Origin of the sequence: Brachybacterium sp. AG952 (assembly GCF_004362645.1) — a bacterium.
GTDB lineage: Bacteria > Actinomycetota > Actinomycetes > Actinomycetales > Dermabacteraceae > Brachybacterium > Brachybacterium conglomeratum.
In genome coordinates this window covers 341,905-355,702 of record NZ_SNXV01000001.1, presented here as the reverse complement: position 1 = coordinate 355,702, position 13,798 = coordinate 341,905, and the positions used below count along the sequence as shown (strand labels likewise).

Sequence of the window (13,798 nt, the reverse complement as noted above, 5' to 3'; positions counted from 1 at the left end):
GTCCTGGGAGCGGCGTCGACCCCCGCGCCGATGACCGCGAGTACTCCCCCGCCGGCGGCGTCACTGCGGCGCGCCCTGGCCGCTGACCAGCACCGTCGCGAGCGCGCGCAGGGACGCGGGGCCGACGCGGCGGAACTCGAGGCGGGGGTCCTCGACGCCGGGGTCGAGGGCCTCCATGGTGAGCATCCCGCCGGCGGTCGCGTAGGCGCTGAGCTGCTGGACGGTCCCGTCAGCCGTGCGCACGCGGGTCAGGACGGTCAGCGCCCGGGTCGCGGCCAGCTGCGCGGCGAGCGGGTGGGCGGGCAGCTCCGAGCCGCGCACGTGGACGCTGCCGCCGGCGTCGGACTCGGCATCGGCGGCGGGATCGGCGAGGCCCGCGGGGTCGAGGAAGGCGGCCAGGCGCACGGTCGCCTCCTCGGCGCGGAGCACGGTGAAGCGGTGGAGGCCGTCGGCCGTCGTCTCCTCCTCGAGCACCCCGCCGGGGTGGCTGTAGCAGTGCAGGCGATGGACCTGCGGCCCGGCCTCGGTGCGAACGGTCCGCTCGGCGGTGGTGAACGACTCCGCGGTGCGACGCAGCACGAGGCAGCCGGAGATCTCGGGGCTGGCCCGCCAGCGCGGCCCCTCCTCGTGCCGGGCGGTGCGGGTGAGGACCTGACCGCCGGCGATCATGCCGCGCAGCGCGACGGCCGCGGCGACGCGTCGCTGCTCGGGTTGCGCGTCGAGCCAGGGCAGGGCCACGAACTGGCGGCGCTCGTACCCGTCGAGCGCGGCGATCTGCTCATCGCTCAGGGTCACCACCGCAGTGGCCTCCTGCGCGGCCGACGGGTCGGACGGGCGAGGCGCGACGTCCGACCCCGTCGCCTCTCCTCTCCGCACCCGTTCGAGCAGGTCACGGGCGGCAGCGACGTCCTCGGCGGTGTACTGCAGCGGTGCGGTCGGATCGGTGCCGCCGATCCCGGCGGGGAGGTCGGGGATCCGTGTCGACGCCTCGGCCGACGCGTCAGGGGCGGGGGACGCCGGGGTCGCGCTCATCCCCCGAGGCTATCGGGGGCCGCAGGTTCTGCGCCGCTGAGGACTCATCTCGTCGCCAGCACGGGTCCTCAGCGGTGCAGCACCTCGGCTCCGGCCCTCGGTGCGGGGCCGCACCAGCCACCGCCGCCCCGGACCCCGGCCGGCCAGGTTCTGTGCCGGTGGCGACTCATATCGCGGCGTCCATGAGTCGTCCCGGGCGCAGAAGGTCGGGGGAACGCTCGCGCGCCGGGGCATGCGAACGCGCGGCATGACGCCCGCGCGTCCCGTCGGACGCAGGGCGAGGTGACGTCCGCGCGGTCGGGGCCGACAATGGGGAGGACCCCGCCGTCGGACGAAGGAGCCCGCCCATGACCGCCACCGCCGTCGTCGACCTCAACGCCGACCTCGGGGAGGGCTTCGGCGACTGGTCGATGGGGGACGACGCCGCGATGCTCGAGGTCGTCACCACCGCGAACATCGCCTGCGGCGGCCACGCCGGGGACGGCTCGACGATGCGCGCCGCCTGCCGGGCAGCCGCCGCACGCGGCGTCGCGATCACGGCGCATGTCGCCTATCCGGATCTGCAGGGCTTCGGCCGGCGCTTCCTCGAGATCGCCCCTGATGACCTCACGGACCAGGTGGTCGTCCAGGTCGGGGCGCTGCAGGCGATGGCCCGCGCGGAGGGGACCAGCGTGCGCGGGGTGAAGCCCCACGGCGCCCTGTACAACGCGCTCGCCCGTCACGAGGCGCAGGCCGGCGCGGTGGTGAGGGCGCTCGGCGAGCTCGACGGCCTGCCCCTGGTCGCGGCGCCCGGCGCCGTGGTCGTCCCCGCGGCAGAGGCGGCGGGCCTGCCGGTGGTGCTCGAGGGCTTCGCCGACCGCGCCTATCTCCCCGACGGCACCCTCACCCCGCGCACGCGGCCCGGCGCCGTGCTCACCGACCCCGAGGCGGTCACGGCCCAGGCGCTGTCGATCGCGACCGAGGGCGGGGTGCGCACGGCCGACGGCACCTGGGTCGATCTGCCGGTGCGGTCGCTGTGCCTGCACGGGGACACCCCCGGCGCCGTCGAGCTCGCCCGGGCGGTGCGGGCCCGACTCGAGGAGGCGGGCGTGGACCTGAAGGCAGCGCTGTGAGGGACGGGGCAACGGACACCCTCCCTCCCCCGCTGCGCGTGCACCGCGCCGGGGAGACCAGCATCCTCGCCGAGTATCCCGACACCCCCGCCGTGCTCGCCGCGGCCGCGGCCGTGCGCGCCCTCTCCCCCGCACACCTGCTGGAGCTCGTCCCCGCCGAGCGCACCCTGCTGCTGCACGGCGCGGCGCCGCGCGACGTGCGCCTGTTCGCGGACCTGCTCTCGCGACTCCCCCGCGCCGCGCGTGAGGAGAGCGGCAGCGGCGAGACCAGCATCGGCATCGTCTACGACGGCGAGGACCTGGAGGAGGTCGCGGAGCTACTCGGGATGAGCACGGACGCACTGATCAGCGCGCATTCCGGGGCGACGTGGGCGGTCGCCTTCGGCGGCTTCGCGCCCGGCTTCCCCTATCTGGTCGCCGACGATCCGCACGAGGCGTCCGGCCCGCCCTGGGAGGTGCCGCGCCGCGCCGAGCCCCGCACGTCGGTGCCCGCGGGCGCCGTCGGCCTCGCCTCCCGCTACTGCGGCATCTACCCGCGCCCCTCCCCCGGCGGCTGGCAGCTGATCGGCCGCAGCGACGCGCCCCTGTTCGACGTGCACCGGGAGCCGCCCGCACTGCTCAGCCCCGGCACGCGGGTGCGCTTCACGCCGCAGCGCGCCGCCTCCCGTCCGACCGCCGCGACCGCCGCAGCCCTCGCCCGCGCCGCCCGGGAGGCCGCCGCCGTCCCCGCCCGGCTCGGGCTCCATCGCGGCGCGGGCCCGGGCACGAGCTCCCGTCCCGCGCTCGAGATCCTCTCCCCCGGTCCGCTGACGCTGGTCGAGGACGCCGGCCGGCCCGGGCGGGCGGCGATCGGCGTGAGCCGGTCGGGGGCCTTCGACCGCGGCGCCCTGCAGCGCGCGAACCGCGCCGTCGGCAATCCCCCCGGCGCCGCCGGGCTCGAGATCCTGCTGGGTCCGCTCGCGCTGCGCGCCGCCGCGCCGACGGTCGTCGCCGTCTCCGGGGCTCAGGCTCCGGTGCGGATCGGGCGCGGCGACGAAGAGGTCGGCGATGTGGCGCTGCCGGCCGACGCCTCCCGCGAGCAGGCTCTCGCCCTGGACCCCGGCGACCGGATCGAGGTGGGCCCGGCCGCGGACGGGCTGCGGCTGGTCCTCGCGGTCCGGGGCGGGATCACGCAGGTGAGGCGGCAGGATCCCGCCGACGACGAGCTGCTCGAGGTGCTCGGCGCACGCTCCCGCGACACCCTCTCCGGCCTCGGCCCGGATCCGCTGCAGGACGGTGACCTGCTGCTCGTCGGCCCCGAGCGGGGCCTCGACGCTGTGCCGACCGTCGTCGCCCCGGCGGGGACCGCGCCGGACGCCCCCGAAGGGGCCGACGGGGACGCCGTCCGCATCCCCGTGCTCATCGGGCCGCGCGCCGAGCTGCTCGGCGACGAGGCGGTCGAGGCGCTGCTCGGCACGGACTGGACCGTGCGACCCGACTCGGACCGTGTCGGGGTGCGACTCGACGGGCCGGCGATGCCGGTCCCCTCGGGCGCGGCGTCCGTGCCGAGCGAGCCGATGCTGCCCGGGGCGGTCCAGGTGCCGCCCTCGGGTCTCCCGGTCGTGTTCGGCCCCGACCACCCCACCACCGGCGGCTACCCGGTGATCGCCGTGGTCACGCGAGAGGGCTTGGACCGTCTCGCCCAGGCGGGGCCGGGCATCCGCCTGCGCTTCGTCACCACGGACGGCGACGGGACGCGCTGGTCGCCACCCGCCCGCCGATGACACGATGGACGGCATGCCGCGCCTCCTCCCCGACCCCGCCTACTTCGCCTCGCTGCCCAAGGTCATCACCTCGGGAGCGGTGATCCTGCGCGACGAGGACGACCGCTTCGTCATCGAGAAGCCGAACTACCGCCTGCACTGGCTGCTGCCCGGCGGCGGGGTCGATCCCGGCGAGGACGCCCGGCAGTGCGCCCAGCGCGAGGTCATGGAGGAGCTGGGCCTGGACGTCGAGGTGGGTCGCCTTCTCGCCGTGGACTGGCTGCCGGCGAGTCCCGTGCGCAGCGCGCCGATGGGCGTGCACTTCATCTTCGACGCCGGCGTGATCCCGCGCGCACAACTCGAGGCGGAGATCGTGCCGCAGGCCTCGGAGCTCGACGACTGGGCGCTCATCGAGGAGGACCGGGCGGAGCTGCTGTCGACCTGGGGCGCCGCCCGTGCCCGGCGCGCTCTCGCGGTGCTGCGCGGCGAGGCCGAGGTGGACCTGGTCTCCCATTCCCGGCGCTGACCTGTCGGTCCCGTCGGGAGGTCCAAGGCCGAACGGCCGACGGCACCCGTCGGGCGCGGCAGCTCGCCGGCGACGATGCCCTCGGGCGCGACGCCCGTCGGCCGCCGATCGTCCCGCGTGCCGAGACCGCGCGAGACACCCCCGAACCGCAACCATTCCGAGACGTCCCACTTTTTCTCACCCTGACCAGGAGTCCTGCCTCCGGCAGCGCGCCGCACCGCCCGACAGTGTGATCCACACCGCACGATGCAGCGGTCGCGGTGGGCCATGATGTGCCCACCCCTCCCCTCGTCGTCGGAGATGACATGAGCCCCTCCCCCCTCGCCCCGGAGTCCGCGGCCCCGGTCAGCCGGCCGCTCACCCGGTCGCAGCGCCTGGATCGCCTCCCCTTCACCCGCAAGCACGGCAAGCTGCTGGGCGCCTCCGGCATCGGCTGGGCGCTCGACGCGATGGACGTCGGCCTGATCTCCTTCGTCATCGCCGCGCTCACCGTCCACTGGGACCTCGCGAAGTCCGACGGGTCCCTCATCGCCTCCGCCGGCTTCGCCGGGATGGCGATCGGCGCGAGCCTCGGCGGGCTGCTGGCCGACAGGATCGGCCGACGCTCCGTCTTCGCCCTGACCCTGCTCGTCTACGGCCTGGCCACCGGCGCCTCCGCACTCGCCCTGGGCGTCGGCGCGCTGATCGCGCTGCGCTTCGTGGTGGGCCTGGGGCTCGGCGCCGAGCTGCCCGTCGCCTCGACGCTGATGAGCGAGTTCGCACCTGCCCGGATCCGCGGCCGGATCATCGTGTGGCTCGAGGCGTTCTGGGCCGGCGGCTGGATCCTCGCCGCCGTGATCGGCACGTTCGTGGCGACGTCGGGGCCGGCCGGATGGCGCTGGGCGCTCGCGCTCGGCATGATCCCGGCCGTCTACTCGCTGGTGATCCGTCTCGGGATGCCCGAGTCCGTGCGCTTCCTGGAGACGAAGGGCCGTCACGAGGAGGCCGAGCGGATCGTCCGCGACTTCGAGGCCTCCGCCGGGATCGGGGCGCCCTCGCAGGTCGAGGCGTCCACCGAGGCCCCCGCCGCCGACGGTCCCGGCAGGATCGGTCGCGCGGCAGAATCCACGGACTCCGCCGTGACGCTGCCCGTCGAGGAGACGGGCATCGTCGCCGCCGACGGGTCCGGCCGTGTCTCCGCCGACGCGGTCGGCGTCGTGCCGGAGGCCGATCAGGTCGCGACCGGCGGCATCTGGTCGGCGTCCCTCCGCGCCCGCACCGCCGGGCTGTGGGTGGTGTGGTTCTGCATCAACCTCTCCTACTACGGCGCGTTCATCTGGATCCCGACGCTGCTGGTGGACCGCGGCTTCGACCTCACGAAGTCCTTCACCTTCACGCTGATCATCACGCTCGCCCAGATCCCCGGCTACGCCGCTGCGGCCTGGCTGATCGAGGTGCTGGGACGGCGCTGGACCCTCACGATCTTCCTCGCCGGCTCGGCGCTGTCCGCCGTGGGCTACGGCATGGCCGACTCCGAGGCGATGATCCTGGTGGCCGGCTGCCTGCTGAGCTTCTTCAACCTCGGCGCCTGGGGCGCGCTGTACGCGATCGGCCCGGAGCTCTACCCCACCGCGGTGCGCGGCACGGGCACGGGCGCGGCCGCCGCCTTCGGCCGCCTCGCCTCGATCATCGCCCCGTTCCTGGTGCCGGCGCTGGTGCTCGCCGGCGGGCAGTGGCTCGCCTTCGGGGTGTTCGCGCTCGCCTTCGCCGTCGCCGCCGCCGCGGCCTTCACCCTGCCCGAGCAGCGGGGGAAGGCGCTGGCGGAGTAGGTCTCCGGCGCTGCCGCGACGGCAGGGGGCTGCGACGATCAGCGCCCCGCGTCACCAGGCACGTGTTGTTCGACGTCCGGTACCGCGCGGCAGAGGTTGTTCGACGTCCGGTACCAGTTTCCTGGTACCGGACGTCGAACAACTGGCGCGGTCCTGGTACCCGACGTCGATCAACTGGCCGGTGATAGGCGCGTGCGGGGTGAGGGGACGCCGCCGGCCCGCGTGCCGGGGCCGAACCGGTCATACCGAGCCCGAGCCCGGGGTGCCGAGCCCGGAGCACCGGGACAGAGCCACTCCCCGAGCCGGTCAACCCGTTCCCGAGCCCGGGGCACCATGCCGGGCCCGGGCCCGGCGTCCGCTCACTTGTCGAGAGAGCCGTCGTAGGCGCAGATCGCGTCGACCTTCGCCGCCGACGAGGACTCCGGGTCGAACTCGAGGTCGAGCCACACCTTCACCAGCTCCTTCGCGAGCTCCAGCCCGATCACACGCTCGCCCATGCACAGGACCTGCGCGTTGTTCGACAGCACCGAGCGCTGCACCGAGTAGAGGTCGTGCGCGGTCACGGCGCGGATGCCGGAGACCTTGTTCGCCGCGATCGCGACACCCAGGCCCGTGCCGCAGATCAGCAGCGCACGGTCCGCCTCGCCCGCGGCGATCTTCTCCGCCGCCTCGACCGCGACGTTCGGGTAATAGGTGCCGTCCTCACGGCCGGTCACGCCCACGTCGATGACCTTCTCGACGCGGGGATCGTTCTCGAGCAGCTCCTTGAGCGCGGACTTGTGGCCGTAGCCGGCGTTGTCGGAACCGGTGACGATGGTCAGAGCCATGATGTTCTCCTTCGGTGACGAATGACGGAAGTGCAAGTGAGACGGAGGCGACGGCGCAGTGAGGCGCCGCGGCCGCCCCGCTCAGGCCGAGAGCTTCTCGGCCAGCAGCGTGACGATCTTCGAGAACGAGATCGCGCCGGGGTCGGGGGTGCCCACGGACTTGTCGCCGTGGTTGCGGGCGCGGCCCAGGGTCGCGGAGATGTCCGCGGTGGCCTCGGCCGCCTCGACGGCGCGGGCCGCCGCGGTCTCGACCGTCCGGGAGGCGGAGGCGGCGGCGCCGTCGCCCTTCTCGGCGCCCGAGGCCCGGGCGAGGGCGATCGCCTCGCGGAAGGGCACGGCCGCATCGACCATGGTCTTGTCGCCGGGCTTCGCCCCGCCGAGCCGTTCGACGGCCTCGACGGCCTGGACCAGACCGGTGAGCAGGTGCTCGCCGGAGACGGAGGCGTCGTCGGAGAAGGCGCTGCCGAGGCTGGTCAGCGCCGCGCCCCACAGCGCGCCGGAGGTGCCGCCGGCCTCGGCGGACCAGGCCGCACCGGCCTGGACGAGGACGGTGCGGGCGCCGCAGCCGCCGGCGATCACCCGGTCGGCGGCCCTGCGGGCGGCCTTCGCGCCGAGGACCATGCCCTGGCCGTGGTCGCCGTCGCCGGCGATCGCGTCCATCCGGCCGAGCTCCGGCTCGAGCTCGACCAGCAGCGCCTCGACGTCGGCGAGGATCCCGGCGATCCGCTGCGCCGACTCCTTCGACTCGTCGGACGCGTCCGGGATCGGGTCCTCGCCGGGGGTGTAGATCTCGGTGCGCTCGGTGCCGAGGTCGCCCTCGACGGTGCCGCCGCGACGGAAGGCGGGGGCGTCGGCCGCGGCGAGCCAGTGCTGCTCGAGCTCCTCGTCCAGGCGCATCACGGTCAGGGACAGCCCGGCCATGTCGAGGCTCGTGACGTGCTCACCCACCTCGGGGCGCACGATGGTCAGGCCCGCTTCCTGCAGGAGCTGCGAGGCGTGCTTCCACACCACGAACATCTCCTCGTACTTCACGGTGCCCAGACCGTTCAGCACCACGGCGACGCGGTCCGAGTCGAGCTCGGGGGTCTCGCCGAGCACGCCGTCGACCAGCACCTTCGCGAGCTCCTTCGCGCTCGGCATGGGCTGCTCGTCAATGCCGGGCTCGCCGTGGATACCCAGGCCGATCGCCATCCGCCCCTCGGGGACGTGGAAGAGCGCGTCCTCCGCGCCGGGCAGGGTGCAGCCGTCGAAGGCGACGCCGAGCGAGCGGGTGGCGTCGTTCGCCTTCCAGGCGAGGCGCTCGGCGTCGTCGAGGTCGGCGCCGGCCTGGATCGCGGCTCCGGCGACCTTGAAGACGGGCAGGTCGCCCGCGATGCCGCGGCGATCGCGGTGCTCGCCCTCGCGGCCGGAGGCGATGTCGTCGCTGACGGCGACGATGCGCACGTCGATGCCCTCGGCGCGCAGCTTCTCGGCGGCGACGCCGAAGTGGAGCACGTCCCCGGCGTAGTGGCCGAAGCCGAGGATCACGCCGCCGCCGTTCTCGGAGTTCTTCGCGACCGAGTACACCTGGTCGGAGGACGGCGAGGAGAAGATGTTCCCGCAGGGCGCGCCGTGGGCGAAGCCAGGGCCGACCCAGCCGGCGAAGGCCGGGTAGTGGCCGGACCCGCCGCCGACGACGAGCGCGGGCTGCCCGGCGGGGGTCCGCTTCGCGCGCACCACGCCGCCGTGCACGCGCAGCAGCTCCTCGGGGTGCGCGGCGACCAGGCCCTCGACGGCGTCGGAGGGGAAGGTCTGGGGGTCATCGAACAGGTAGGTCATCGGGTCTCTCCGGATCGGCGGGGTCGGTGCGGATGGGGGCATGTGCGACGGCCATTGGGCCGGCGCCGGGCGGGCACGGCGGCCTTGGTGACGGGCGCGGGGCCGGCGGCGGGCCGCGGCCCCCACGGCGCCTCGGCCGACGGGCTCGGCGGCCGACGGGGTGGCCCGTCGGCCGCCGAGGCTCAGGCGGCGGTGTAGCCGCCGTCGATCGACAGGATCGAGCCTGTCACGAAGCTCGCGGCGTCGGAAGCGAGGTACACGGCGGCGCCGGCGAGCTCCTCCGGCTCGCCCGGGCGGGACATCGGGGTCATCGCGTTCCAGATGTCGATCTGCTCGCCGCCCTCCTCGTAGAAGCCGCGGGTCAGCTCGGTGCGCATGTAGCCGGGCGCGATCGCGTTCACGCGCACGCCGCGGGAGGCCCACTCGAGCGCGGCGGAGCGGGTGAGGTTGTGGACCGCGGCCTTGGAGGCGTTGTAGGAGGCCTGGGTCTGGGGCACGTTGGCGATGATGCCGCTCATGGAGCCGGTGTTGATGATGCTGCCGCGGCCCCGCTCGAGCATGGCCCGGCCGACGGCCGAGAGCACGTGGTAGACGCCGTCGAGGTTCAGGGACATCACGGCCCGCCACTTCTCGCCGTCCCCGTCCTCGACCGGGTGGTGGATGGTGCGCCCGGCGTTGTTCAGCAGGATCTCGATCCCGCCGACCTCCTGGTCGATCTCGGCGACGACCTTCTCGACCATCGCCTGGTCGGTGACGTCGAGGTGGCGGTAGGAGACCTCCACCCCGGTCTCGGCGGCGAGGTCCTTCGCGGCCTGCTCGCCGGTCGCGTCGTCGATGTCGGCGAGCACGATCGGGGCGCCGTGCTGGGCGAGGCCGCGGGCCATCGCGAGGCCGAGGCCCTTCGCGCCGCCGGTGACGAGGGCGGTGCGCCCGGTGAGGTCGAACATGGGGCTGATGGCGGAGGTCATGAAGGACTCCTTCGAAGCAGTGGGCGGACGGGGCCGGCGGGCGCTGCGCGCGGGGCGGGGCGCGACGGACGAGCGGGCGGATCGGTCGGGGCGGACGGGGCCCGGGGGCCGACGGTCATCCCGTCGGCCCCCGGGGCGCGGATCAGGCCTCGGCGGCGGCGATTTCCTTCTTGCCGACGCGGGGCTGGTCGACCTTCAGCGCGAAGGTCATCAGGAAGGCGAGGGCATACAGGCCCACGAACGCCCAGACCACGCCGACGTCCCCTCCCCAGGGGCGGACGACGGCGACCACGGCCGAGCCGAGGAAGGTCGCACCGCCCGCGGCGGTCGTGTACATCGCCATCGCGGCGCCCTTGTGGTCGGGGGCGAGCGCCGGCATGATCGCGCCGAGCGGCACGAAGCCGGCCAGCAGGATGCCGAAGACGGTGCCCGCGATGACGGCGACGACGAAGCCCCAGTCGGAGCCGGCCGGCACCCAGTGCGGCACGTACCACCACAGCAGCAGGCCGATCGCGGAGCCGACGATGCCGAACCAGCGCACCGTGGTGGTCCAGCCGATGCGGTCGCCGAGGGCGCCGAAGGCGGCGTTGAACAGGATGTTGCCGGCGAAGACGATCGAGGTCATCAGCAGCCAGCGGCTCTGCCCCCAGCCGAGGGTCTCGGCGATGACGGTGGGCAGGATGATGAACATGCCGAACTGCGGGGCGGTGTTGATCAGACGGGTCAGGAAGCCCATCATCACGCGCTTGTTCGTGAACGCGAGGTGCACGCCCGAGAAGATCACCTGGCGGGAGGTCTCGCCCTCCGGGGCCAGGCGGATGGAGCCGTGCTTCTCGCGCACCCCGAGCCAGGCGATCAGGAAGCCGGCGATCACGATCAGCGAGGAGACGGCCATGGCCCACCGCTCGCCGAAGAAGCCGCCGCCGAAGGCGGGGATCAGACCGATCGCGACGAGCGAGCCGATGGTGGGCATGCCGCCGGTGAACATGACGTAGAACCAGCCGACTGCCGCGCCGTTGCGCTCCTTGGGCACCACGGCGTTCACCCAGACCAGGAAGGAGAAGGCGAACAGCGGGAAGCCGAAGCCGCGGAAGAAGTAGGTCGCGGCCACCAGCGGGATCGACTCGGTGGACAGCGCGCCCAGGAACGCGGCCTGGAACACCAGCCAGACGACGAGGCCGAGCAGCATCACCCTGCGCGGGCCCCACAGGTCCGAGAGGGCGCCGGCGAGGTACGAGCCGACCAGAGAGGCGAGGGAGTAGAAGGTGATGATGGTGGCGGCGACATTGATCATCTCGTCGCCGCCGCCGAAGACGTTCGCCATGTGCGGGGAGACGAAGTTGGTCTCCACGCCGTTGCCCGTCATGAAGACGAGCACGCCGAGGAAGCCCCACCGCAGCGGATGGGGGATGCCGAGTCGGTCCAGGAAGGTCTCCTGGGACGACCCGGCGGCCGGGACGGCGGGTCCGGCCTGGGTGGTCGAGGGTACGGCGCTCATAAGGGCACTCCTGTGTGCGAGGGGGAGAGACACGGGGCGGCCGACGACATCATCGAGGCGTCGGCCGCCCCGTCAGGGCTGATCCGGGATCAGCGGGGCCGTGCTCAGCGGCCGGGGAGGATGGAGACCTTGACGGAGGCGCCGGCGGAGTCGGCGACCGAGTCGAGGGCCTTCTGGAAGTCGGCGAGGCCGAACTGGTGGGTGCAGATCTCGTCGAGCGGCAGGTCGCCCTTCTCGATGATCTTGATGGCGGCGGGCCAGGTGTGCGGGCCGAGGTGGGCGCCGCGCACGTCGAGCTCCTTGTCATCGGAGATGATCGACCAGTCCACGGAGACGTTCTCCTTGAACACGGAGTACTCCACGAAGCGGCCGAGCTTGCGCAGCAGGTTCAGGCCCTGCGGGACGGCGCTGGGGTGGCCGGTGCACTCGATGTAGACGTCGGCGCCGTAGCCGCCGGTGAGGCCGCGGATCTCCTCGTAGATGTCGACCTTCGAGGGGTTCAGGGTGAGGTCGGCGCCGCACTTCTTCGCGAGCTCGAGCTTGTCGTCGTCGAAGTCGAGGGCGATGACGAGCTTGGGGTTCTTGTGGGCCGCGCCGATGATCGCGCCGAGGCCGATGGGGCCGGCGCCGGCGATGACGACGACGTCGTCGAACTGCAGCTCGGCGCGCTCGACGGCGTGCATCGAGCAGGACAGCGGCTCGGCGTAGGCGGCGTGCTGCGGGGCGATGTCCTTGGAGATCCGGTGGGCGCGGGCGAGCTTCGGCACGATCATGTACTCGGCCATGCCGCCGTGGTAGTGCTTGAAGCCGAACATGTCGTGCGGGGCGCACATCCAGTACCAGCCGCGCTGGCAGTACATGCACTCGCCGCAGGGGACGATCTGCTCGACGACGATGCGGTCGCCGACGGAGACGCCGTGGTGGGCGAGGATCTCGTCGGAGCCTTGCACGACGGTGCCGGTGATCTCGTGGCCGGGGATGATGCCCGGCTCGACCCAGCGGTCGCGGTTCTCGTCGCCCCAGAACTTGGCGGCGCCGGCGTAGGCCTTGAGGTCGGAGGCGCAGACGCCGACGGCCTCGACCTGGATCAGGAGCTCATCGGCGGCGGGGGTCGGGACCGGGCGCTCCTCGAGGCGGTAGTCCTCGGGGGCATGCATGACGACGGCCTGCATGGTGGCGGGCAGCTGGCTCACAGAGACACATCTCCTTCGATACGTTCCGCCCGGCCTGGTGGCCCCACAGGGCGCGCCGACGGGTCGGGCCTGACCAGGAACACTCTAGGCAGGCCGGGAACAAACGTCAAGCACAAATGTTCCACGCAGGAGTGTCGCAGGTCAGAAGCTTGTCAAGGGGCGGATCGGGCGGGGTCAGCCCATCGAGACGGCGAGCGCGAGCACGGCCTGGGCCGTCGGCTCGTCGGTCAGCAGCGTCGTGTACAGCCCGGTGCGGGCGCCGGCGAGGATCGAGGGCGCCTTGCGCTCCCCCGCGGCCATCGCGATCGAGGTCGGCAGCGCGGTGAGCAGCGCGCGCGGCGGGCGCACCAGCAGCTCCGAGCCGGGGTAGCTCACCGGGTGCCCGGCGATGTCGTAGAAGTGGAGGTTGATGTCGCCGACGGCCGGGAGCAGCGCCGTCTCGTCGCGCGGCACCACGGAGGTCAGCGCCGCGCGACCCCGGTAGGGCTCGCCGATCCCGACCACCACGGCGCGGGCCCGCGCCCACAGGTCGGTGATCTCGCGGAAGCTGGGGTCGGCCTGCAGCGACTCCCAGAGCTGCTCCGAGGGGCTCGCCGGGGCGAACATGAACCTCGGCTCGGCCCGGGTGCGGTCCGCGAAGCGGCGCACGATCTCGTTGGTCTGGAAGGACGGGTCGGTCTCCTGCTGCCCGCCGACGGTCGGGGCGATCACCACTCCCGGCAGCTCGGGCAGCCCGGGCATGCCGCTGACGGCGTAGGTCGTCTTCCCCGAGGAGATCAGCAGCACATCGCCCCGCTGCAGGTCCAGCGAGCGCAGCTCCTCCCCCAGCAGGTCGCCGATGCCGCGGTAGTCGCGCTGGACCTGGTTGCCCGGGGCGATGCGCACGGAGCGGACGCCGAGCACGTCCTGCAGGCGGGCGCCGAGATCGGGCAGGTCGGCAGTGGGCGGCTCGAGCACCTCGAAGCGCACCATCCCGATCCGTCGCGCCTCGGCGAGGAGCTTGGAGACCGTGGGCCGGGAGACGCCCAGGCGCTCGGCGACCTCCGCCTGTCGCACCCCGTCGACGTAGTAGGCGGAGGCGGCGCGGTGGAGCAGCTGGAGGTCCATCGCGGTCTCGAGCATCGATGCTCCTCCCTCTCCGTGAAGGCCGTGTCCGGGCCCCGGGGCGGCAGGGCTCGCGCCGATGATCCTAATGAACGCCGGGCGGTGCTGCGGAACAGGGCCCGTCCTGCGCCTCTGGCAGGGCCGTCGGTGGCAGGATGGTCTGCGGCGAT

Annotated in this window: 11 protein-coding genes; 4 read left to right on the top strand and 7 right to left on the bottom strand. The window is 73.6% G+C overall.

The annotated features are described in order from the left end of the window. Window positions 1-60: 60 nt before the first annotated feature. A complete protein-coding gene (locus DEU31_RS01635) occupies window positions 61-1,032 on the bottom strand; it encodes a hypothetical protein (protein WP_133675279.1) in 972 nt (323 codons plus the stop codon). A gap of 347 nt (window positions 1,033-1,379) precedes the next feature. Here DEU31_RS01635 and DEU31_RS01630 point away from each other — a divergent pair, with 347 nt between their 5' ends. The 4 genes from DEU31_RS01630 (at window position 1,380) to DEU31_RS01615 (ending at window position 6,220) form a co-directional block, all read left to right on the top strand. Further along, window positions 1,380-2,144, top strand: coding sequence for a 5-oxoprolinase subunit PxpA (locus DEU31_RS01630; protein ID WP_133675277.1), 765 nt, complete (start codon window positions 1,380-1,382; stop codon window positions 2,142-2,144). Then, entirely contained in the window at window positions 2,141-3,907 is a 1,767-nt protein-coding gene (locus DEU31_RS01625) for a carboxyltransferase domain-containing protein (protein ID WP_133675275.1), read from the top strand. Before DEU31_RS01630 ends, DEU31_RS01625 begins: the two co-directional genes overlap by 4 nt. 13 nt (window positions 3,908-3,920) lie before the next feature. Next, complete coding sequence (locus DEU31_RS01620) at window positions 3,921-4,412, top strand: NUDIX hydrolase (RefSeq protein WP_133675273.1); 492 nt, start codon at window positions 3,921-3,923, stop codon at window positions 4,410-4,412. Window positions 4,413-4,717: 305 nt separating this feature from the next. Then, on the top strand, window positions 4,718-6,220 hold the full coding sequence (locus DEU31_RS01615) for an MFS transporter (RefSeq protein ID WP_133675271.1): 1,503 nt from the start codon (window positions 4,718-4,720) through the stop codon (window positions 6,218-6,220). A 359-nt stretch (window positions 6,221-6,579) separates the two neighbouring features. Here DEU31_RS01615 and DEU31_RS01610 read toward each other — a convergent pair whose 3' ends face one another. The 6 genes from DEU31_RS01610 to DEU31_RS01585 form a co-directional block, all read right to left on the bottom strand. Further along, a complete protein-coding gene (locus tag DEU31_RS01610; protein ID WP_010549224.1) occupies window positions 6,580-7,047 on the bottom strand; it encodes a ribose-5-phosphate isomerase in 468 nt (155 codons plus the stop codon). An 81-nt stretch (window positions 7,048-7,128) separates the two neighbouring features. Beyond that, window positions 7,129-8,865: a dihydroxyacetone kinase family protein gene (locus tag DEU31_RS01605; protein ID WP_133675269.1), complete on the bottom strand. Its 1,737-nt coding sequence runs from the start codon at window positions 8,863-8,865 to the stop codon at window positions 7,129-7,131. 182 nt (window positions 8,866-9,047) lie between these two features. Next, window positions 9,048-9,833, bottom strand: coding sequence for an SDR family oxidoreductase (locus DEU31_RS01600; protein WP_133675267.1), 786 nt, complete (start codon window positions 9,831-9,833; stop codon window positions 9,048-9,050). A 142-nt stretch (window positions 9,834-9,975) separates the two neighbouring features. Then, entirely contained in the window at window positions 9,976-11,331 is a 1,356-nt protein-coding gene (locus tag DEU31_RS01595) for an RbtT/DalT/CsbX family MFS transporter (RefSeq protein WP_133675265.1), read from the bottom strand. Window positions 11,332-11,435: 104 nt separating this feature from the next. Next, complete coding sequence (locus DEU31_RS01590) at window positions 11,436-12,524, bottom strand: zinc-binding dehydrogenase (protein WP_133675263.1); 1,089 nt, start codon at window positions 12,522-12,524, stop codon at window positions 11,436-11,438. Between the two features lie 174 nt (window positions 12,525-12,698). Beyond that, window positions 12,699-13,646 carry a sugar-binding domain-containing protein gene (locus tag DEU31_RS01585; protein WP_133675261.1) on the bottom strand — a complete coding sequence of 316 codons (948 nt, stop codon included), beginning with the start codon at window positions 13,644-13,646 and terminating at the stop codon, window positions 12,699-12,701. Window positions 13,647-13,798 lie beyond the last annotated feature (152 nt).